Here is a 19,493-nt window from a genome sequence, read left to right on the forward strand (position 1 = left end):
CTCATTTTTTTAAGAAACTTTTCTCAAATATACCCAACTCCATTTCACGCTGGCGACCGTAAATAGCATAACGATACCCTCCGTAAAGGGTAAACATTACACAACACATTGATTTATAATAACATATCTAGCGTCATTCAACTTGAATTAAAACCCTGCATAGCGTAAGTTTCTCTCATTTCAAGTTTGTTTTATGTTGAATCAATCAAAACCACTCGCTTGCACATTACAAGTGGGAGAAAAGCCATGCGGATAAAACTGTAAAAGAAAGGGCTAAAAATGCCTCGTATGAACCGTCTCAATGGCTCAAAGGCTGCGCAACATTGTGTATCATCATCTTTACACTTAATAAAAATGCACGCCGCTATCATTATACTATTTGTTGGCGCTATACTATTCCCTAGCCCTTAAATATTACACGCTCTCTTGATACTTAAGATGGTTTATAAAGAGATTTTTACGCACACACCAACCTCACATGTAATAGCTAATAGCATCATTTTACGACACAACATCAAGCAGATAAACCAAAGAGTATCATATTCTCACAAACACTCTCATATACAAATAATTCACAATGAAACAAAAAACAATATTTCCTTAAAAAATCACAAAAGCGCATGATTTACACAATAAACCATAAGCCCAAAACAGCATTGATCACTCTAGAAAAAATCTTACAGTGAAACCACTGAACTTTAAGTGTGCAAAATTATTCTTTTACCATCGTAAGTTTTTCTCCTCTACATTAGCCTCTACAAAAGAATATAGTTATGAAATAAAATTTCATTTAATATATATCAACAGTATAAATTAAGTTATACGTCATAATATAATTAAATTTAATTGCTTTATTTATCGATAATATACAAAATATATTAATATAAATATTTTTTATTCTTTTAAGTTGCAAAGCAAAGCCCTTAAAAAAATAAAAATACAATAAATGATCTTAAGTGTTTTCTTAAGAAATTATCATGATACAATTACGTTTTTATGATACACATCATCAACAACTTTAACGAGCAGAAAAGTTATCAATGTAAAAGGGGAAAACCTCATGAATCACCAAACAACTTTAGATCCACATGATACAAGAAAACGTATTTTTGCTATCATATCCAGTGCATCAGGAAATCTGGTAGAATGGTACGACTTTTATGCTTATTCCTTTGCATCGGTTTATTTTGCATCACAATTTTTTCCAGAAGATGAAGATATTGTTACACAACTGTTAAAAACTGCAGGAATATTTTTTATTGGCTTTCTTATGCGTCCAATTGGAGCATGGCTCTTTGGCTTCATTGCTGACCGCTATGGACGTAAACGCTCCATGCTTATTTCTGTTTTTATGATGTGTGGCGGTTCCTTTCTCATTGCCATACTTCCTACTTACAAAACCTTGGGAATAACAGCAGCTTTTCTTCTCCTTTTAGTCCGTATGTTTCAAGGACTTTCCGTTGGTGGTGAATATGGTACAGCAGCCACTTATATGAGCGAAGTTGCGCCCAAAAATCGCCGTGGACTCTTTGCTTCTTTTCAATATGCAACAACGATCTCAGGTCAACTTCTCGCGAGTTTTATAATATTTATTTTAGCCATTTACCTTAACGAGAATCAGTTAAAAGCGTGGGGATGGCGTATTCCTTTTGTCATTGGTGGCTTTGGAGCAATCGTTTCAATTTATCTGCGTAGCTTGCTTCATGAAACAACAACTCTCAAAAGCCGCTCTGAACAACATGCCGGTAGCCTTAGAGAGCTTTTTCGCAATCATAAAAAAGCGTTCTTTTTGGTTGTTGGCTTTACAGCTGGCGGATCACTCACATTTTATACATATACTACTTATATGCAAAAATATCTGATCACAACCACCGGCTTTGATAAACAAACCGCAACAACGATAATGACTGCCGCCCTCTTTATTTTTGTGTTATTCCAACCCCTTTTAGGTTCCCTCGCCGATAAAATTGGAGCAAGAGCTTCACTCATTATTTGGAGTGTCTTATCCATTATCTGTACCATTCCTGTCCTTAAAATGATTGGAAATGCTCAAAATGCATGGACAGCGCTCTTCATCATCATTGGAATACTCTGTATTATGAGTTTTTATACATCCATCGCCGGTATTATAAAAGCAGAATTGTTCCCTGCTTCAATTCGAGCAATTGGTGTTGGATTTGCTTTTGCCATCGGGAATGCGCTCTTTGGCGGTTCTGCTGAATATGTAGCACTTGGATTAAAAAATATAGGATACGAATCTGTTTTCTTTTTTTATATCGTTGGGATGATGATCATTGCCCTCATCTCTATTCTCCTTATGCCCGATATCGATAAAGGAGGATATCTCGATAAAGACCACCTTCATTAAACTTATTTACTGGATAAAAAAGCCCAAGAAATTGGGCTTTTTGTCATGAATGCTATAAAATCTTAAAAAATAACAAATATAAAATAATTCATTTTCTTTTGTTTACCTTATTCTTTTGTTTACCTTATAGGAAAAACTATTATACTTCTTACACAAGGTGGAGAATCTATAAATCTATATTGCTGAGATTTTTTCAAAAATCTTTAATTATTGAGTAACAAAAAATTACATAACTTTCTCGTACGCTTTAAATATCCAATCGAAAATTTTTAAAACAGCCATTTCAGTATTCTTTTTACCAACATTTCATCCAGCTTAAGTCTTCTTTTTCAATGCCCCCTTCTCCTTACATTCGCTGTGACGCACTTTATCCTACAGCGCAATAACGCCCCCAAAAAGCTCAAACCTATATACAAATAGATTCTCTTAAATAGCTTTCATAAAAAATTACTATGGTACAATTAAATTTTAGTGATACAAATCATAAAACAAACTTAATAATAAAAAATAAATTATAAATCTAAAAGGGGAACAATTCATGAAAAGTGAAACAACTTTAGCATCAAATGATAGGAAAAAACGTATTTTTGCTATTATAGCAAGTGCATCAGGAAATCTCGTAGAATGGTATGATTTTTACGTTTACTCATTTGCGTCGGTTTATTTTGCATCACAATTTTTTCCTTCAGATGGTGATACGATTACGCCCCTGTTGAAAACAGCAGGTGTATTTTTTATTGGCTTTCTTATGCGCCCTATTGGAGCTTGGTTTTTAGGATTTGTCGCCGATCGTTATGGACGTAAACGCTCAATGCTTGTATCCATTTTTATGATGTGTGGTGGCTCTTTTTTCATTGCCATACTTCCCACCTACGAAACTCTTGGCGTAACAGCAGCAATTCTTCTGCTTTTAATTCGGATGATGCAAGGACTTTCCGCAGGTGGCGAATATGGTACAGCAGCAACTTATATGAGTGAAGTTGCCCTAAAAAAACATCGTGGTTTCTTTGCTTCTTTCCAATCTGGCACACTTATCTCGGGTCAACTTCTTGCCAGTTTTATTATATTTATTCTAGCATCTTATCTCTCTGAAGATCAGTTAAAAGCATGGGGATGGCGTATTCCTTTTGTGATTGGTGGATTTGGAGCACTCATTGCGATTTATCTACGTCGTGCACTCCACGAAACAACCACGAAAGAAAGCCGCTCTCACAAACGCTCTGGTAGTCTTAAAGAACTTCTCACCAAACATACAAAAGCCGTTGTCGTAATTGCCTGCTTTGCATCAGGAGGGTCACTCACATTTTACACCTTCACGACTTATATGCAGAAATATCTGATCACAACCACCGGCTTTGATAAACATACCGCCACAACGATTATGACGGCTGTACTATTTATCTTCATCCTCTTCCAACCCATAGCGGGTATCATCGCCGATAAAATTGGAACAAAAACTTTACTCATCATTTGGAGTATACTCTCTATCATCTTTACCTTTCCTGGACTCTGGATAATCGGTAACACCCATAGTATATGGGTCGCTGTATGCGTTATTATTGGCTTGCTCTTCATTATGAGCATGTATACATCCATCTCTGGTGTCGTAAAATCAGCCATGTTTCCCTCTTCCATACGTGCATTAGGCGTTAGCATCTCTCATGCCATCGGTAACGCCTTATTTGGGGGGTCTGCTGAATATGTTGCGCTTGGATTAAAAAAATATGGTCATGAATCACTGTTTTATTTTTACATAACCATCGTGATGATCATGGCTTTCATTGCGCTTCTCTTTGTCCCGAGTATGCGTAAAGGAGGCTACCTCCAAGAGGATGAAAAACATTAACGCCCTCTATAAACGAAAAAGCCCAAGAAATTGGGCTTTTTTATCATTGTCATAAATTTAATATTGTTTAAATTTTATGAAGTGCATTGAGTTGCTTAGCGACTAAATAATAAAAAGTTATACGACTTTTTCGACGCTCTCCAGCCATCATCTCTGCAACTTTTGAAACAGCCATTTTAGCACTCTTCTCATCAGCTTCCAAAACATCTTGAACCCATTTTTCAACACGTTCTAACTCTTTTGGATCTGACGTCGCAACAAGCGCTGCATCCTGCTTTTTCATCACCAAAGCTAAACGATGCTCAAGTCGTTCAACGGCTGCTGCATCAGGGTTTGAATCATATACTTTAATATCTGCTAGATTATTTGTCATTTTGCATCATCTCCTCTCCAAAAATGAGCGGCTATACTTTACAGCCGCCTGATATAGCTTCATAAATAATTAGAGGATTAAAAATATTAACAACCCCCCCCTTTTCCTAAGACTGTTCTTCATCTATATTTAAAGAGCTGGCTTTCCAGCTATGGTAATAAATGGACGGTGAAATAAACCTATTGGACCCGGGGGCGGTACCCGGCGCCTCCACCAAAGTATAAACAACCAAAATTATATTTTGGTGGGGGCGAAATAGGATCGACAAGGGTGTAAAGATCGCTCTTTTACTCGGCATTGTACCACCGTTATCGGGCTAAATGAGTAGTTGCAAATGACAACTATGCGGAAGCACGTCTCGCTGCTTAAGGTAGTGTGAATGTTTCAAATTGACTCTTAAACCGTCGCAGGTTTAAGCGGGGTTGGAAGGCACCTGGCAACAGAAGCCTTCACTTTGTTAAAATGTTATTGATTGATCTTTCAGACATTATCAGACATTATTTTTCGTGTTTTTTCGATTCAATGAGGTACCTTATAGACAAAATACCGCTCGTTTTTAAATGGATTCTCTTACACAATATCAATAATACATCAATACGACCCATTCTGCTACGTGAAATAAAAGGAATAAACTTCGATGATTACAGATCAAATCCGTTACGATATTCTCGTTCAGGATGCGCTTCGTGGAGTTATCCGTAAAGTTTTATCGGAAGTTGCTAAAGCAGGTCTTCCGGGAAATCATCATTTTTTCATAACTTTTTTTACAAATGCCCCCGGTGTTAAAATCTCTCCTCGGCTAAAGAATCGCTATCCTGAGCAAATGACGATCGTTTTGCAACATCAGTTTAGAGATCTCAGTGTTTCAGAAACAGCTTTTGAAGTAACCCTCTCTTTCAGAGAAATTACTGAAAAACTCGTGATTCCTTTTACTTCCATTCAAGTCTTTTACGACCCAGTAGCAGCATTTGAAGCCGCATTTGATCTTCCCTCAAAACTTCCCTCTGGAGAAAGTGAAGATGCAGAAAATACCCCTTCTACGCCCATCGCTCTATCAAACCAACAAAAACAAGAAAATACACCCACAAAAGAACAAAATCTCAGTACCAAGAAAGAACCATTAAATAACGATACAAAACAAAGTGCTGATGTTGTCTCGTTAGATTCTTTTCGGAAAAAATAAATTTTCTCATGACTAAACCGGTAAATCTTCGCCAATTTCGAAAACAAAAAAAGCGTGCAGAAAAAGCTCTTCATGCTGAGGAAAATCGTTATCGTTTTGGACGAACAAAAACTGAAAAACTTTTCGAGCAACAAAAATCTTTCAAAACGCAAAAATTTCTTGATCAAAATCGTTTACAAAACGACAAATAAAGGAGGGGAAATGAACGAACATAATTCTATCGATTGGTCAAAAGTTACGCCACAAAAAATATCTGTTCGCGTTGATGGACACGCAACAAGTGTCTCTTTAGAACCGCCATTTTTAGATATTCTCAAAGATATAGCCCGCAAAAAAGGACAATCTTTAGCCTTTATTATCACTGATATTGATAGCCAAAGACCACAACAAGTCAATCTTTCGGCCTCGTTACGTGTTTACGCTCTTCAAAGTATTCTGACAAAACGTCTTTAATACTTACTTTTGTTTTAACATCTCTCGTTCAATGAGGACTGTTGTAGCTTTTAAAAGAAAAGTTTTTTAAATCTAGCACTTTAATGAAAAAAAGATTACAAAAAGGTATAATGAATAATTTTTCCGATCACATACCTTTCTTTGAAGAAGATACCCCCCCAGCCCATGATGAGGAAAACTCGGGGTTTTCTTTCCCTGTTCTAAAAGAAAAAAAATCATATAACACAGACTATTTAGGACAACTCAATCCAGAACAGCAACAAGCTGTTATAAATACTGAGGGACCTCTTTTAGTTCTTGCAGGTGCTGGTACTGGAAAAACACGCGTTTTAACAACCCGTATTTCTCACATTCTGCGCTCTGGGCTTGCCTCTCCTCAACAAATACTCGCTGTCACTTTCACCAACAAAGCAGCCCGTGAAATGAAAATACGTATTGGTGAACTCATTGGTGAAGTTGTTGAAGGGATGCCTTGGCTTGGAACTTTTCATTCCACTGGTGCTAAAATTTTACGCCGCCACGCAGAGCTTGTTGATTTAAAAAGAAACTTTACAATTCTCGATAGTGATGATGTTCTTCGACTTTTAAAACAGCTTATTCAAGCTGCAGGCTTAGACGATAAACGTTGGCCCGCACGAAATCTTGCCATGATGATTGATTCTTGGAAAAATCAAGGTTTTTCACCAGTACATATCTCAAAAAGTGAGGCGCATTCTTTTGGTAACGGTATGGGACGCGAACTTTATCGCAGCTATCAAAATCGACTAAAAGATCTTAATGCTTGTGATTTTGGCGATCTTCTGCTTCATTCTATCTCTATCTTCCAACACAATCCAGATATTCTTCGCGAATATCATTCTCAATTTCGCTATATTCTTGTCGATGAATATCAAGATACAAATACAGCACAATATCTTTGGCTTCGCCTTTTGGCACAACATCCTCAAGATCAAAATGTTAATCTTTGTTGTGTTGGCGATGATGATCAATCCATTTATGGATGGCGTGGTGCAAAAGTCGAAAACATATTACGATTTGAAAAAGATTTTCCTTCTGCCAAAATTATTCGTCTAGAACGCAATTATCGCTCAACATCCCATATTCTTAAAGCCGCCTCCCATCTGATTGCGCATAATGAAGAACGGCTGGGAAAAGTTCTTTTTTCTGCTCAAATAAAGAGTGAAGAAGAAAAAGTAAAAATTCATTCAGCATGGGATTCGGCAGAAGAAGCACGAGCAATCGGAGAAGAAATCGAACGCGCCCAACAAAGCGGTCATGCATTAAATCATATGGCTATATTGGTACGCGCCTCATTTCAAATGCGTGAATTTGAAGATCGCTTTGTAACACTTGGACTTAACTATCGCGTCATTGGTGGTCCACGTTTTTATGAGCGAATGGAAATACGTGATGCCATGGCTTATTTACGCGTTGTTGTCCACCCTGCTGATGATTTAGCTTTTGAGCGTATTATTAATACACCTAAACGCGGCATAGGAGACGCAACTCTGCGCATTCTTTATGAGAGTGCGCGCGCACGTGCTGTTTCTCTTTTTTCCGCTGCCGCTGATATCATTGAAACAGATGAGCTCAAACCTAAAGCACGCAGTGCTTTACGAAGCCTTATTGAAAATTTCCGCCGCTGGCAAAATATGCTGCAATGTACACCCCATAGAGAGCTTGCCGAGATCATCCTTGACGATTCTGGTTATACAACCATGTGGTTAGAAGATCGCTCACCAGAAGCGCCCACACGGCTAGAGAACCTTAAAGAAATGATCCGTTCCATAGAACAATTTGAAAATCTTCAAAACTTTTTAGAACATGTTGCACTGGTTATGGAAACGGAAAATAATGAAAACATGGATGCCGTCAACATCATGACACTTCATTCCGCTAAAGGGCTTGAATTTGAAACAGTTTTTCTTCCAGGCTGGGAAGAAGGGCTCTTTCCCCACCAACGCTCATTAGATGAAGGTGGACGCTCAGGACTAGAAGAAGAACGGCGCCTTGCTTATGTGGGGCTTACAAGAGCAAAAAAACATCTACATATATGGTTCGTATCCAACCGTAGAGTTCACGGACTTTGGCAATCTGCTCTTCCCTCCCGTTTTCTAGATGAATTACCAGCAGAACATATAGAAGTCATAGCCATGGAAACATCTTATGGTGGTTATGGGAAATCCTCCTTTCAACATCATGATTTCTTTTATAATGACTATGCAACACCAAGACAAAAGCGTGCACAAAAAAACAAAAATATTGAAGGCAAAATTATCGCTCAATCAGTCTCTGAAGCACCATCAAATTTTGCAATCAATGATCGAATTTTTCACATAAAATTTGGTTATGGGCACATTACAGCGATAGACGACCATAAATTGACAATTATGTTTGAAAAAGCTGGAGAAAAGCGTGTACTGGATAATTTTGTAGACAAAGCTTAACGAAAGAAAAACATGATCAGTTTTTTCAAAAGGTCACTTTATTTTATTCTGAATGTCTATTTCCATTTGCGAACAAAAGCTCCAATGGGTAAATTTTGCATATCAGGCAATGCGTTGTAAATTTTATCAAGCGACCAATCCCACCAAGCCATATCTAAAAGATCTTCTATCACATGCGTGGAAAAACGCATCCGCAAGCGTTTAGCAGGAACCCCAACAACAATCGTATAAGGCATCACATCTTTCGTTATAACAGCATTGGCTCCAATAATTGCCCCATGTCCCACTGTTATCCCAGGCATAATAACCGCTCCGTGCCCAATCCACACATCATGTCCAATGATAACGCGTTTTTCACACCGCCTTTCACGAAAAGAACGATCGAGTGTCCTATAACGAAAATATTCGTTTGGACGATAGGTTATTTTATGCGTTGAAACGCGCTCCATGGGATGCTCCAACGCATTCATCCGTACATGCGATGCAATAGAACAAAAACGCCCAATATCGCTATAAATAGCCTCACTATTCCGTTCTAAATAAGAAAAATCTCCAACGGTTACATCCCGTAAAATCACCCGCTCATTAATTTCCACATAGCGCCCTAATTTACAACCATGCAGCCGTGCTGTCGTATGAATACGGGGATTACTTTCATGAAATCGCAGATCATTCTCAATATTCATAATATTGCCTTCCATCAATTGTTTCATCAAGAAATATGGGAAGACATACCAACCAAACCCATAAAATCAACCGTGAAACAAACATTGCAAAACAAACCAGCCAATGCTAGAATTTTTTGGCACTTTTAAGAGAGAAAAGCGATGAAAAATGTAATCCGCATCTTCAGCCTAACAGTTATATTTCTTGGGGGGGTTTTTATTTATGATATATTTGTAAATAAGCCTTTAGGTGATAACTTTACTCTCACTGATTCAAATGGAAAAACGATTACCGAAGCTGATGTCCGCAGTAAACCTTCAATTATTTTCTTCGGTTTTACAATGTGCCCTGAAATCTGTCCTACGACATTGATGAATCTTGATCGATGGCTTACAGCCCTTGGACCTAAAGCGGATAAATTAGGAAAATGGTTTGTGACTGTTGATCCTGAACGTGACACCCCTGAAGTACTTCATGAATATCTCAGTAATTTTACCAATGAAATTGTTGGCATTAGTGGAGATCCTGAAAAAGTTCATAAAATGGTCAATTCTTTCAACATCGTTGCTGAAAAAGTGCCTGGGACAGATGGAAACTATACTTACGATCATACGGCAGCAATTTTTTTACTCAAAAAAGGCGGAAAGTTAGCAGGTGTTATCCGTTATGAACCCAAAGAAGACGACAATGAATTAAAAGACGAAATCACCATTGAACGACTCAAAAAACTTGTCTCAAACTAAATAAAAAGCCGATTATAAAGAAAGAACAAGATGTCACAGCAAATTCGTCTGTATTATACTGCTCCTAAAAGTGAAGCAGAACGATTTTATACGCTTATAGAAATAGCTTTTGAGGAAGAAGGATATCCTCTGGCTCTTGTAGAGATAGACGAAAAAAATGCTGTATATGAGCTTTCTCTGTATATCGATCAAGATAATCAAGAGCGTATTTCGAAGCATTTTGCAAAAATCCTTTCTATAGATCCCCATGAAATTAACCATGAAGTTTTACCTAATATTGATTGGGTACAAAAAAGTCTAGAAGGACTACAACCTGTACATGCTGGTCCTTTTTTCCTTCATGGAAGCCATAACCGTAATGACATCCCACAAGGTGTTTTTCCTATTGAAATTGATGCGAATCAAGCTTTTGGCACTGGACATCATGGAACAACAGCAGGTTGTTTGGAAATGATTGCCAAAGTCATAAAACACGAAAATCCACAAAATGCCCTTGATCTTGGAACAGGCAGTGGAGTCTTAGCCATTGCCATAGCAAAGCTCAAACCTATTGCTATACTTGCAACTGATATTGATCCAATCGCTATCAAAGTTGCACAACACAATATGGCACTCAATGGCGTAGAAAAATATATTACAGCAATTACAGCAACAGGTTTTACCCATAATGAAATTACATCACGTGCGCCCTTTGATCTCATCATTGCCAATATCCTTGCCAATCCGCTTATTGAACTTGCACCAGAAATGGTTCAAGTACTTCAAAAAGGTGGATCACTTATACTCTCTGGAATTCTTGAAGAACAACATGATCTTGTCTTGGAAGCTTATGTAAAACAGGGACTTAAATATCTTGAAACATACCACCGTCAAGGATGGGTTACAATACATCTTAAATAAATGAAAAGGACGTTGTTATGTATCAATCTTTTGAAGCAATAACAAACCCCACCCATGCCCTCGGACGTATTTCCTCTCTTCGTAAAGAACTCGATCGGCTTGGACTCGATGGTTTTCTTGTTCCACGAAGCGATGAACATCAAGGAGAATATGTCCCCCCCCATGCTCAACGCCTTAGCTGGCTTACTGGTTTTACCGGATCAGCAGGAATCGCTCTTATTTTAAAAAATAAAGCTATTATCTTTACAGATGGACGCTATAAACTCCAAGTTCGCCAACAAACTGATCCTCATATTTTTGAATATGAAGATCTCGTAACGTGTACTCCCTCACAATGGCTTGAAAAAAATGGAAAACAACTTTCTATTGGTTTTGATCCATGGCTCCACACGATCGCCGCTACAGATGCATTGAGAAAATCCTTAGAGATAAAAACAGGTGGAAAGCTTATAGCAGTCCAACAAAATCCCATTGACCTTATTTGGCATGATCAACCACCATCACCACAATCTGCCTTATCAATTCATCCTCTTCAATATGCGGGATGGGATAGCGATGAAAAGCTATCTTTAATTCGCAAAAACATACAACAAGCCCGTGCAGATGCTTTTATTTTTACAGATCCCTCCTCTATTGCATGGATATTCAATATACGTGGCAATGATGTTTCCAATACACCTTTTTCTCTTTGTTTTGCCCTGATACCCGTAGAAGAAATACCAGCCTTATTCATTGATAGCAAAAAGCTTGGTATAGAAGAAAAACAATATCTGGAACGTTATGCAAAATTATATGAACCAGAACAGTTTATTGTAAAGATCAAAGATTATAATCAAAAAGGCATGATTTTTGCCTTAGATCCACAGTTAACATGCGAAAAGTTACGCACTGTAATTGAAGAGGATGTAAAATCTTTCATTACACTGACCGACCCTGCTGCTCTACCCCGTGCCATTAAAAATAACACAGAACTAGAAGGGGCGCGGAGAGCACATCTATGCGATGGTATCGCTCTTACCCGTTTTTTTGCTTGGTTAGACAAACAAACATCAGGCACAATAAGTGAAATTTCTGCTGCTCAGAAATTAGAAGAATTTCGTATAAATACAGCAAAAGATATGGGAAAAAAACTTGAAGATCTCTCTTTTGATACAATATCAGCAGCAGGTGCAAATGGAGCGATCATCCATTACCGTGTAACGAATGAAACCAATAAACAACTCAAGTCTGGTGAACTTTACCTTGTGGATTCAGGTGGACAATACCGTGATGGTACCACAGATGTCACACGCACGGTAGCAATTGGGAATATTGGAGAAGAAGAAAAACGCTGTTTTACTCTGGTCCTAAAAGGCATGATTACTCTTTCAACCGCTTGCTTTCCAAAAGGAACACGCGGACAAGATATTGATGTTCTAGCACGCATTGCCCTATGGAAAGCCGGTTTTGATTATGCTCATGGCACGGGTCATGGCGTTGGGTCTTATCTTTCTGTTCATGAAGGACCACAAAATATTTCATGCAGAGGGAGCCAAGAATTGATCCCTGGAATGATTGTTTCTAATGAACCTGGATATTATCGCGAAGGTGCTTTTGGTATTCGTATTGAAAATTTACTCATTGTGAAACCAGCACAAAAAATTACTGGTGGAGAGAGAGAAATGCTCTCATTTGAAACACTCACCCATTGCCCTATTGATCGACGGTTAATCCTTCCAGAACTTTTGACACAAGAAGAACGACAATGGCTGAATGACTACCATGCGCATGTTTATCAAGTTAATGCACCTTTCTTGAACGAAGAAGACAAAAAGTGGATAAAAGAAGCAACAATACCCATTTAAATTAAGCAACCTATAAACTTTTACCCTTTCTACAAAAGACAGTATCTTTTCTTTTTTAGAGAAAAATATGTATTTGTGTCAGGAAATACAAAAAATATTTTCACAAGATGCTTCAAATTTTTTGCTGGTATGAAAAACGCGAACCAAGATAAAATAGAGCAGAATGCGCTTACACGTAGCCACGCTTATCTTGACGACTAATTGGCTTATTACGGTATTTTTATTCTCAATTTTTACCTTTTGAGTTTAAACTCAAAGTTTCTGCATATTGCCTTGCAAGAATGATCTATATCTTTTTTAAATTTTTGAACCATTTCCAATAATAGTGAACCCTTAATAACACGTATTGATATAATTAAATAGAATCAACTATGAAAAAGGAGTTAAGTTATTAAAATTTAAAGGAAGTAGAATGATTATGACATAAGAATTTTAAGTTTTTTTTTATTTCAATAGTTAACACCACAATATTATTTTCTAAATATTACTGTTGAAAAACAATTCATACACAATTCAACAATATAGATCGTTTTCAACTGCGCAGTGTGAAAGCAGTATATATGGGAATGTGTATTTGTACCAAAATATGTTATTTAGCTAAAAAATAACAAAAATAATAGAAGGTACGAAAAACTACATAACACAAAAACAGTCATATAAACAAAAAATATTTAGGTTTACTACAAAATTTCACAAATACTCTGAAAAAGACACAATGAAATATATATCTTACGGCTTATCATGGCAACAAACTCTAAGCACATATCTTAATAATCTATATCCTTATACAGCATTTTAGCAGTAAAGTGATTATTCTAATGCGTGTAATTTTATTTTGTTCTGTAATATTATTATTTGGATACTATATTGGGACTTCTGTATTGAAGGAAATTATTACATCTAAGCGAGTTCCTCTTGCTGTATTTTCTGAAAGTCCAGTCATTACTCCAAATCAGTACAATACATTATACGAAGAGTACGTAAAGACACAATATCCTTATAATATATACGAAAAGCGCCTAGAAATTGCAAAAAAATATCTGGATAATAAGAGTTATGGTGTATATCATGTTCTAACTCCTGGTATGATAGTGCTAATTCCTGAAAATACAAATCTTATCCATACAAAAGTTGTTTGGTGTGCATGCCTTGTGGATTTATTACAGGGAAAGTATAATAAGAAATTTCCAGCGTTATCCCTACCCACCTACATACATAAGCTACGCTCTCAATATAATTGGAAAGAAAGCGATTTCGTTTGGGCAAAAATTTGGTCATGAACTCAACAGATCCAATGTTAAAGTACGCTCAAATGCTGTTTGATTATGAAATTTTATCATACCAAATACTAGCTTTAATAAATGAGATTTCCCGTGCTGAGAAATTTGAAAGAGATAAAGGTAATCAAGAAAAAAATTATGATGCTAGACGCATTAGGGAATACCCGAAATTTTGTAATGAAATTGGGCAAGTGTACCATATAATGATGCCTGACAAATATAGATAAAATCATGATACATATCCGAAACACGACCGCTATTTGTTATATATAATGATCAATAGTCTTTATATGGACTAAACACACCAATAATGAACAGCTAAACGATTAATCTCTTATTTTCTTTATGTGGAAGCTTTCGTTGCCCTGAAGAACAATGTTTTACAACACTAAAAAGAGTGATAGGATTCCTTAAGAGCTATATATTAACTTTTACTGTCAGGAAATTACACTCGATAAAGCACGATAAATGCCCGTGAATTATTGTTCGTGAAGGGGATTTATCCTTAAATATTATGCCCCTTAATCAACCGCATCCAAGCCTCTTCATCGATAACCTGAACACCAAATTCTTGTGCTTTAGTCAATTTTGATCCCGCACCAGGCCCTGCAACAAGAAGATCTGTTTTTTTAGAAAGTGAACCTGAAGTCTTTGCCCCTAATCGCTCTGCCAATGCTTTTGCCTCATCACGTGACATATGTGCTAAAGTTCCTGTAAAAACAATAATCTTCTCCGCTATTGGTGAAGAAGCTGTCATGATAGGTACTTCATCGAGAGGGGTTATTTCTTCAAGCAAAACAGCTAAAACTTCACGATTATGCGCTTCTTGATAAAAATCAACAATTGCGCTCCCTACCTGTGGTCCAATTCCTTCAATATTGGTAAGCTCCATCCAAGCTTCATTGCCTTCTTTATTATCCTGTTTACATGGCATAAGTGCTTCCATCGCCGCCGTTTCAAAGGCTGTATAAGTTTGATAAGCCCGTGCAAGGCGACGTGCATTCACCTCTCCAACATGACGAATTCCCAATGCAAACAAAAAACGGCTTAAAGGAATTTCGCGGCGTGCATTAATGGCATCATACAATTTCCGAACTGAAACAGTCCCAAACCCTTCTATATTTTCCAAACGTATCAGAGACTTTTCTTGGCGCCGTTCTAAAGTAAAAATATCAGCTGGTGTATGAATACAAAGCGCCTCATCTTGAGCATGGAAAAAAAACTCTACCTGTTTTTTCCCAAGCCCTTCAATATCAAAAGCATTGCGAGCAACAAAATGACGAATACGCTCAATCGCCTGTGCAGGACAAATAAGCCCCCCCGTACAACGACGCACTGCTTCTCCCACTTCACGAACAGCATGACTCCCACAAGCAGGACAGAGATCAGGAAAAACAAAAGCAGAAGAGTCTTTTTGGCGTTTTTCCAAAACAATATCAACAACTTGAGGAATGACATCACCAGCACGTTGTATAATCACCGTATCGCCTATACGAATATCGCGCCCTTCACGAATGGGCTCCCCTTTATGACCAATTCCTTTAATATAATCCTCATTATGCAAACTGGCATTGGTCACCACCACCCCACCAATAGTAATAGGCGTAAGACGTGCAACAGGCGTCAAAGCTCCCGTACGACCGACTTGAATGTCAATGTCTTCCAAAAGCGCCATCGCTTTTTCTGCTGGAAATTTGTGCGCTATCGCCCAACGTGGTGAACGAGAAACAAATCCCAAACGCTTTTGGAGCATCAAATCATTAACCTTATAAACAATACCATCAATATCATAGTTTAAAGAATAACGGCGCTCTTCGATATCACGATAATAGGAAATAATATCTTCGACTGTCTTAAAGACTTTTGTTAATGGATTGATAACAAAGCCATACTCTTTTAGCTTTGTCATCATCTCCATTTGACTTTCTGCAAATATTTCACTCACTTCACCACAAGCATAAGCAAAAAATTGAAGCTTTCTGCTGGCGGTTATCCGTGAATCAAGCTGACGGAGCGAACCAGCCGCTGCATTTCGAGGATTAGCAAAAGTTAACTTTCCCTTCTCTTGTTGGCTTATATTAAGAGCTTGGAAATCTTCCCGTCCCATATAAACTTCACCACGCACCTCAATGACATCAGGAAAATCACCTTGCAAAACTTGTGGAATATCAGCAATTGTTCGAGCATTTGCCGTCACATTTTCACCAACAGTTCCATCCCCACGCGTTGCCGCACGCACAAGTCGCCCCTTTTCGTAGCGTAAAGACAAAGATAAACCATCAATTTTGGGCTCCGCCGTTATTTCCAACACTTGTGTTTCTGGAAGCCGTAAAAAACGACGAATACGCTCAACAAATTCGTACACATCTTCAGCACTAAAGGCATTATCAAGTGAAAGCATCGGTTGTGCATGAACAGATTTTTCAAACTTTTCAGAAATTGCTGCCCCAATTTTATGTGAAGGAGAATCGACACGAATAAGCTCTGGAAAGAGAGCTTCAATTTCTGCATTACGGCGGCGTAAAGCATCATATTCTGCATCAGAAATTTCAGGCTGATCATCACGATTATAAAGCACATCATGACGTGCAATCTCTTTTGCCAACCATTCTAATTCACGTTCTGCTTCAACAACCGTGAGGTTTTTAATTCCGTCCTTGTTCATAAAATCTATTCCAAATGCTGGGCTATAGCCATAAAAATCCCAACTCTTTCATCATGAAGTAAATTCAAATGAATACATGCTCATCAGTAAAATAATCGATAAGCGATATTTTATCATTGAATCACTTAAACCCTCATGCCAAAAGCTTTTGAGCAGCAGCCCGCGCTTCATCAGTAATCTGTTCTCCTGCCAACATACGGGCAATTTCTTCTGCACGCTCCTGCTTTTCCATTTTATGGATAGCCGTAGCAAAGCGCCCTTTATCATGACTCTCAATCTTTGAAATAAGAAAATGACTATGCGCCTTTGACGCGACTTGTGGTGCATGGGTAATAGCAAAAACCTGAATCTTTTCCGACAAACGTTGCAACCGTTGCCCAATAGCCGCTGCAACAGCGCCCCCAGCGCCTGTATCAATTTCATCAAAAATCAGTGTAGGAGCAGATCCACGATCAGATAACACAACCTTTAATGCGAGTAAAAAACGAGACAACTCACCGCCAGAAGCCACACTCAGCATAGGACCAGCACATGTTCCAGGATTTGTTCGAACCCAATATTCAATACGATCACACCCCTCCGCACTTCGCCTTTCAACATCAGTCTGCATTTCAACAATAAATTCTGCCTTTTCTAATTTCAACGCCGGCAACTCAGCCATAACACTTTCAGATAAATGCTTTGCTGTTTCCCGACGCTTTATTGTTAAGACTTCTGCCAATGTATCATAATTTTTTTTTGCCTGCTCTGCCTCATCTTCAAAACGTGTTAACGTGTTCTGAGCCTCTTCAAAATCCGTAAGTTCAGCATCCATTTTATCGCGCAACTGGACCAATTCATCGGCAGAGACCTGATATTTACGAGCAAAACCGCGAAGCGTAAAAAGGCGTTCTTCTATCCGTTCCAATTCATCAGGTTCAAAATCCAATGCCCGCATTGCCGCCTCAATTCCCTCCTGTGCTGTTGCAAGTGCACACAATGCCTCATCAATAGATTTCACCACTGGTGCAATGAGCTCCTCTGCCTCAGGAATTTTCCGCTCTAAGCGCCTTACCAAATTAGAAAGCATTGGAATGGGCGATTTTTGACCACTTAAAAGATCATCCGCTTCTTTAATATCCGTCGCTATTTTTTCTAATTTTAGCATATCTGCGCGACGAAGAGAGAGAGCCTCCTCTTCACCAACTTGAAAATCAAGCTTTTCAAGTTCTTCCACACACGCACGCAGATAATCCATCTCGCGCGTTGCATTTTCCACTTTAAGACGCTGTTTTTGCAAACGCTCTTCACATTCATGCCATACCCGATAACACTGGCGCAAATTTTCGACTTCATCTTCAAGCCCACCAAAAGCATCTAGTAATTGGCGATGTATAGCAACATCAACAAGCGCACGATCATCATGCTGTCCATGGATTTCAACCAGAAGACGGCCAACACTCCGCATTAAGGAAACACTTGCCACCTGATCATTGATAAAAACACGACTACGACCATCACTCGATTGCACACGCCGTAAAATAATATCGCCCTCATCATCAAAACCATTCTCACGAATAAGCTGACGTGCAGGATGTGAAATAGGGACATCAAAAACAGCCGTAACCTGCCCCCGGTCAGTACCATGACGCACAAGCGAAGCATCCCCCCGTCCTCCAAGAGCAAGAGACAAAGCATCAAGGAGAATAGATTTTCCCGCCCCTGTTTCTCCAGTTAAAACCGTCAACCCCGCCGTAAAATGAATATCGAGCGTTTCGATCAAAACAATATTATGAATCGAAAGCTGTATCAGCATAGAGAATCAACGTGCCCTCTTCTTATCACCACCTAAAGCATGTGAGATCCAAGAAGTTTTGTGCTCCTGTGGTACTATTTTATTCTTCTGCAAGAGATTATAAGAAAATTTATACCACTCACTTTGGGGATAATTACGTCCTAAAATAGCGGCTGCCGTCTGTGCTTCCGCCGTTAAACCAAGAGCAAGATTAACTTCTGTTAAACGGAAAAGCGCCTCTTCAATTTGATTTGTATCGGAATACTCTTCAACGACAGTACGAAACCGTCTACTTGCAGCAAGATAGCGCCGCCCCTCTTCATAATAACGGCCAATCTGCATTTCTTTACCAGCCAGCTGTTCACGCCCGAAACGTATTTTATCCTTAGCATCCTTGACATATTCAGAATTCGGATAACGCTCTATAAGGAGCTGCATCGCAGCAATAGCACGTTTCGTATCACGTTGATCACGCGTAACATCAGGAATCCGACGGAAAGAAGAAAGACCAATAATATAGTACGCATAAGCCGAGTCAGTAGACCCTGGATAAAGCGTAATATAGCGTTGAGCCATACTAATTGAATCATCATACTTTCCAAGCCGATAATTTGTAAAAGCACCCATGACTAAAGATTTACGTCCCCAGTCTGTATAAGCGTACTGTTTTTCAATCTTCAAAAATTTTTTCGCTGCATCTGCAAGACGCCCACTCTCAAGGCTGGCAAGCCCCTGATTATAGAGAACATCTGGTGGATCTATTTTCAAAACATAAGCAGATGGATCAAGGGTATTTTTCTCTTTAAAGAGACATCCTGCTAACATACAAGTACTTCCCAAAAGCATCACCCCCAATATTTTGCGTACAATATTAGATTTTCTATATGCCATATTTCTAATGTACACATGAGATTTTTTCATAATTTTTCCGGCCTCCAGAGAATATCACCT

At 38.4% G+C, this 19,493-nt stretch carries 16 protein-coding genes and 1 other RNA gene; 12 read left to right on the forward strand and 5 right to left on the reverse strand.

The annotated features are described in order from the left end of the window. The first annotated feature begins 1,060 nt into the window (after window positions 1-1,060). Window positions 1,061-2,368, forward strand: coding sequence for an MFS family transporter (locus tag BTR_RS07500; RefSeq protein WP_012232035.1), 1,308 nt, complete (start codon window positions 1,061-1,063; stop codon window positions 2,366-2,368). A 538-nt stretch (window positions 2,369-2,906) separates the two neighbouring features. Then, window positions 2,907-4,214, forward strand: coding sequence for an MFS transporter (locus BTR_RS07505; protein ID WP_012232036.1), 1,308 nt, complete (start codon window positions 2,907-2,909; stop codon window positions 4,212-4,214). A 67-nt stretch (window positions 4,215-4,281) separates the two neighbouring features. Here BTR_RS07505 and BTR_RS07510 read toward each other — a convergent pair whose 3' ends face one another. Then, window positions 4,282-4,587, reverse strand: coding sequence for a DUF2853 family protein (locus BTR_RS07510; RefSeq protein ID WP_012232037.1), 306 nt, complete (start codon window positions 4,585-4,587; stop codon window positions 4,282-4,284). A gap of 97 nt (window positions 4,588-4,684) precedes the next feature. Here BTR_RS07510 and ssrA point away from each other — a divergent pair. The 5 genes from ssrA (at window position 4,685) to BTR_RS07530 (ending at window position 8,670) form a co-directional block, all read left to right on the forward strand. Then, window positions 4,685-5,041: a transfer-messenger RNA gene (gene ssrA, locus BTR_RS12060) on the forward strand. A gap of 183 nt (window positions 5,042-5,224) precedes the next feature. Further along, entirely contained in the window at window positions 5,225-5,770 is a 546-nt protein-coding gene (locus tag BTR_RS07515) for an SspB family protein (protein WP_012232038.1), read from the forward strand. Between the two features lie 8 nt (window positions 5,771-5,778). Next, window positions 5,779-5,961 (forward strand): DUF4169 family protein, encoded by a 183-nt coding sequence (locus BTR_RS07520; protein WP_012232039.1) that lies wholly within the window; start codon window positions 5,779-5,781, stop codon window positions 5,959-5,961. A 10-nt stretch (window positions 5,962-5,971) separates the two neighbouring features. Next, window positions 5,972-6,223, forward strand: coding sequence for a ribbon-helix-helix domain-containing protein (locus tag BTR_RS07525; protein ID WP_012232040.1), 252 nt, complete (start codon window positions 5,972-5,974; stop codon window positions 6,221-6,223). 110 nt (window positions 6,224-6,333) lie between these two features. After that, a complete protein-coding gene (locus BTR_RS07530; RefSeq protein WP_038474625.1) occupies window positions 6,334-8,670 on the forward strand; it encodes an ATP-dependent helicase in 2,337 nt (778 codons plus the stop codon). Window positions 8,671-8,726: 56 nt separating this feature from the next. Here BTR_RS07530 and BTR_RS07535 read toward each other — a convergent pair whose 3' ends face one another. Continuing rightward, a complete protein-coding gene (locus BTR_RS07535) occupies window positions 8,727-9,356 on the reverse strand; it encodes a DapH/DapD/GlmU-related protein (protein WP_012232042.1) in 630 nt (209 codons plus the stop codon). 141 nt (window positions 9,357-9,497) lie between these two features. On the opposite strand from BTR_RS07535, the gene BTR_RS07540 reads away from it, so the two are divergent. The 5 genes from BTR_RS07540 (at window position 9,498) to BTR_RS13470 (ending at window position 14,330) form a co-directional block, all read left to right on the forward strand. Next, a complete protein-coding gene (locus BTR_RS07540; RefSeq protein ID WP_012232043.1) occupies window positions 9,498-10,079 on the forward strand; it encodes an SCO family protein in 582 nt (193 codons plus the stop codon). Window positions 10,080-10,109: 30 nt separating this feature from the next. Then, a complete protein-coding gene (locus BTR_RS07545; RefSeq protein WP_012232044.1) occupies window positions 10,110-10,979 on the forward strand; it encodes a 50S ribosomal protein L11 methyltransferase in 870 nt (289 codons plus the stop codon). A 17-nt stretch (window positions 10,980-10,996) separates the two neighbouring features. Further along, complete coding sequence (locus BTR_RS07550) at window positions 10,997-12,823, forward strand: aminopeptidase P family protein (RefSeq protein ID WP_012232045.1); 1,827 nt, start codon at window positions 10,997-10,999, stop codon at window positions 12,821-12,823. Between the two features lie 818 nt (window positions 12,824-13,641). Further along, window positions 13,642-14,103 carry a hypothetical protein gene (locus BTR_RS07555; RefSeq protein WP_244393423.1) on the forward strand — a complete coding sequence of 154 codons (462 nt, stop codon included), beginning with the start codon at window positions 13,642-13,644 and terminating at the stop codon, window positions 14,101-14,103. Further along, window positions 14,100-14,330 carry a hypothetical protein gene (locus BTR_RS13470; RefSeq protein WP_244393425.1) on the forward strand — a complete coding sequence of 77 codons (231 nt, stop codon included), beginning with the start codon at window positions 14,100-14,102 and terminating at the stop codon, window positions 14,328-14,330. The genes BTR_RS07555 and BTR_RS13470 overlap by 4 nt, the downstream gene beginning before the upstream one ends. 278 nt (window positions 14,331-14,608) lie before the next feature. Here BTR_RS13470 and ligA read toward each other — a convergent pair whose 3' ends face one another. The 3 genes from ligA to BTR_RS07570 form a co-directional block, all read right to left on the reverse strand. After that, the gene (ligA, locus tag BTR_RS07560; RefSeq protein WP_012232046.1) at window positions 14,609-16,768 is read right to left on the reverse strand and encodes an NAD-dependent DNA ligase LigA; all 2,160 of its coding nucleotides are present in this window, start codon (window positions 16,766-16,768) and stop codon (window positions 14,609-14,611) included. A 133-nt stretch (window positions 16,769-16,901) separates the two neighbouring features. Next, window positions 16,902-18,563, reverse strand: coding sequence for a DNA repair protein RecN (gene recN, locus BTR_RS07565; protein WP_012232047.1), 1,662 nt, complete (start codon window positions 18,561-18,563; stop codon window positions 16,902-16,904). 6 nt (window positions 18,564-18,569) lie between these two features. Continuing rightward, window positions 18,570-19,463: an outer membrane protein assembly factor BamD gene (locus BTR_RS07570; RefSeq protein WP_012232048.1), complete on the reverse strand. Its 894-nt coding sequence runs from the start codon at window positions 19,461-19,463 to the stop codon at window positions 18,570-18,572. Window positions 19,464-19,493 lie beyond the last annotated feature (30 nt).

Origin of the sequence: Bartonella tribocorum CIP 105476 (genome assembly GCF_000196435.1) — a bacterium.
In the GTDB taxonomy this organism is placed as follows: Bacteria; Pseudomonadota; Alphaproteobacteria; order Rhizobiales; family Rhizobiaceae; genus Bartonella; species Bartonella tribocorum.